The organism is Gilliamella sp. Pas-s27, assembly GCF_009795865.1.
In the GTDB taxonomy this organism is placed as follows: domain Bacteria; phylum Pseudomonadota; class Gammaproteobacteria; order Enterobacterales; family Orbaceae; genus Gilliamella.
In genome coordinates this window covers 1-3,139 of sequence record NZ_WTEW01000061.1, presented here as the reverse complement: position 1 = coordinate 3,139, position 3,139 = coordinate 1, and the positions used below count along the sequence as shown (strand labels likewise).

Genomic DNA, 3,139 nt, shown 5'->3' with positions numbered 1-3,139 from the left:
TTATATCAAAATCAGCAGCGAAGGTATCGAACTGGGTACACAGGATAATATCTATCTTAAGTGTAATGTATTGCAGAAGATGGGGCCGGCAACAAAATCAATTACATCTCCGACATTACCTAACATCACTACAAAGAATAGTGAAAAAATTTGTTTGCCATGTTTGATACAAGCTGCAGAAAGAGCACAAATGCTAGTGATATTAGGAGATGAATAATGTTAAACCAACATATTTCTTATCAAACATTTTTAGAACAACAAAAGCAATCTAGACATAAGCTGACGCTTTATACTTTAGTCGATGGACTAGAGTATGAACGCTTATTTCGAAATGAACTTATCCAAGATAAAAATATATTACCTCTTTTTATTCGTCCAAATAATAAAGAGGTTGCTTTTGCTGGTCCTTGGCTTATCGATATTATGCAGGTTGATAAAAATGTACAAAACTCACTATTGCAGCTTGAAAAAACATATTCATCTGTTACGTGGTTAATTTCGATTCTTCGATTAGATTATTTATTTAACCAACTAGAAAACCAATTACATTTACGATTACCTGATAAACGTAATGCATTACTACGTTATTACGATCCACGAGTTTTGAATAACTTACAGAATGTACTTACAGCTGATCAATTTAAATTATTTACATTAAATATTAATGACTGGCTCTATTTTCATAATAATCATTACTATTCACTAATAAGAGGTAAATTATAGTGCAATTTTCTCAAGAACAAATGGATGCAATATCTCAACAAGAAGATGAAGAATACCTTTGGCAAGTAACGCATAAGATCAAAAATGATAAACGTTTAACCTTGCCAGACGAAGATATTAATGAACTATTTCAGCGATTAAAAGAAGCTTATAACTACCTTATTGCCCTCGGTTTTACGAAAGAAGCACTTATCGAAGCATTTTTATACGGTGAAGCCGTAACGCCGGGGTATAAGGAAAATTCAATAATTAAAGATTGGATTGAAAAAAAGGATCATATTCCAGAAAAACAATATGAAGATTTGCTTATTATTGCAGAGAAAAAACAAAAAGGATTACTATAAGGAACACATGTCATGCCGTTATTTATTCTAATTGGAGATGTCATTGTGTTGATGGCGGCTTCTATCGTTGCGTATCAAACTAGCAAGGAAATACTCGATTATCCTCCAGGTTATGAAATAAGCTCTGAGCCTATTTCGGATATACATCAAAAAAACAATGCTTATCTCTATCCTTTATATCAAAATCCGCAGCTTTTTAGTATGGTACTTATAGCAATACTCGCAGTAGAATTCGTGATACCAACGGATAACGAAGTCATCGATAGAACCGAAGAAGACGATATAGAGCCCGACACTCCTGAGGTAATCGCTAAATTAGAAAGCGAGATCAATGAGATAAAAACCTACTATATTAATACGTACAAGGAAAAGCTTGAAAAACTCAAGCGCGGTGAAACAATCATCCCAGCCTTAACCGAAGCCCAATTATTAACACTTATCCATGATTACGAGAAAGAAGTTGAATCGCTCCAACAGGATATTAAAAAAGCCAAATATTATAGTACCTACCGTTTAACCGATGATGAAAAAGAACAAATCAAAAACACTTTTGCCGAAAAAATGCTTGCAATTGAAAAGGAAGGGCTAGAAAAAAAACATTGTCAGTGTTCAATTGAACCTTTTATTACCCCCAATTTGTTTCGACGAAATATGAGCGATTTATCTGCTGACTATCAAACCACTTTGGCAGGGGTTGATTGGAACAGAAATCGCAACCCCAAAACCAATAAAATATCGGTAGAAATAAAAGAATGGATGTATGAAGGTCCAGCAGGGAAAGCTGATTTCGATGGTTGGCTGAAAAATTTTTGTTTATTGCTTGAAATGAAAGCCAATTATGATTCATTGATGTTTAGCCGAACAAAATTTAATACCCGAACAGGTCAGCCAGAATTAAAATCATTAGGTAAGGAAAAAATAGAGAGGTTCAAAAAACAAGCTGAACAACATGATAAAATTTGTTCTGCTCATCCATACGCTCGTTGTTGCTGGGTTTTTATGACCCCTCTTGCCTATAATGCTTTTTTGAAGATGTTAAACAAGGCTTCCTACCCTTCAATCAGTGCAATTTGGGTTCCATTATCATAATTACCATAAGGAGATTAATATGACTAAATACATTGCATCAGACGATGTTCAGTTTAGTATTATAATTTATTTACCAAAAACAACAACACTTCCCTTTACTGATTTTTATCAACGTTTGGAAAATGGCTTAAAGGCTTATCAAGACAGTTTTGATTCAAACATGTGTTGGTATCTATTTAAAAACACCGTAAAAGTGAAACCAGACGAGTTAGTCTACTGCCCAGAGGGTTTTACTGATTTTGGGATGAAAAAGCTTGCATTAGCCTACCAAAAAATTGAGAAGAAAAATGATACGCAGATTTTTTTTATTGATGGTGAACATAAAAGCTCAGGACAGGTTATCACTTATAATGTTGATAAATCATTTTTTGATGACGCTCTGATTAGCTCTAATATTGACTTTTTTTTCACTAAACTTGAAGATTTACAGCTGTTAAAGCAAATCACCACTTTTGTTACAAAATTGGCTAATGTTTTTACGGATAGTTATATTGAAATTGATTTAATGGAAAGAGTTGAAGCTATATTTCCTAAACGAATCGGTACCTCACTACTGGTTTATATTCCAGTGCCACTTAATGCTAAAGATTACCCAGAAGCACATCAAATCATTCCTATTCATCACAATGATAAACAGGTTGGCACGGTGATTGTCTCAGTCGATCACTTCCCTTGTTTTGACAATATTGAGGATGTGAAAACAATGAATCGCCTTGATGTTCGGTTACGCGAGGCGGATTTGTTACCAGAGCGAAGTAATTTGTGATTATCTTTAGGCCCTTTGAACTAGACTAGCCAAGTAAAATGACTGGAAAAAGAAGCAGCATCAGATACGACAGTGGGTAAACCTTATGCAAAGACCAAGATACTCAGTCAAGATGTCAAGGTTGCTTGGTTGCAGATTGAAATTTATTCATCAGAAACAGAAAAAAAGACATTATGGATAAAAAACGAAGCCGCTATAGCCAAAGTGGCCAAACCTG

General features: G+C 34.4%; 5 protein-coding genes. All 5 read left to right on the top strand.

Annotated elements, in window-relative coordinates; genetic code table 11:
- Window positions 1-217, top strand: a 217-nt coding sequence (locus GQ589_RS12335; protein ID WP_237399232.1) for a DUF2345 domain-containing protein, incomplete at its 5' end; no start/stop codon positions are given.
- Window positions 217-723, top strand: a complete 507-nt coding sequence (locus tag GQ589_RS11510; protein ID WP_160426350.1) for a DUF4123 domain-containing protein — start codon at window positions 217-219, stop codon at window positions 721-723. The genes GQ589_RS12335 and GQ589_RS11510, both read left to right, overlap by 1 nt.
- Window positions 723-1,067 (top strand): hypothetical protein, encoded by a 345-nt coding sequence (locus tag GQ589_RS11505; RefSeq protein WP_160426348.1) that lies wholly within the window; start codon window positions 723-725, stop codon window positions 1,065-1,067. Before GQ589_RS11510 ends, GQ589_RS11505 begins: the two co-directional genes overlap by 1 nt.
- A gap of 12 nt (window positions 1,068-1,079) precedes the next feature.
- Window positions 1,080-2,156 (top strand): Tox-REase-5 domain-containing protein, encoded by a 1,077-nt coding sequence (locus GQ589_RS11500; RefSeq protein ID WP_160426346.1) that lies wholly within the window; start codon window positions 1,080-1,082, stop codon window positions 2,154-2,156.
- Window positions 2,157-2,175: 19 nt separating this feature from the next.
- Window positions 2,176-2,922, top strand: a complete 747-nt coding sequence (locus tag GQ589_RS11495; RefSeq protein ID WP_160426343.1) for an Imm52 family immunity protein — start codon at window positions 2,176-2,178, stop codon at window positions 2,920-2,922.
- The last annotated feature ends 217 nt before the right edge of the window (window positions 2,923-3,139 follow it).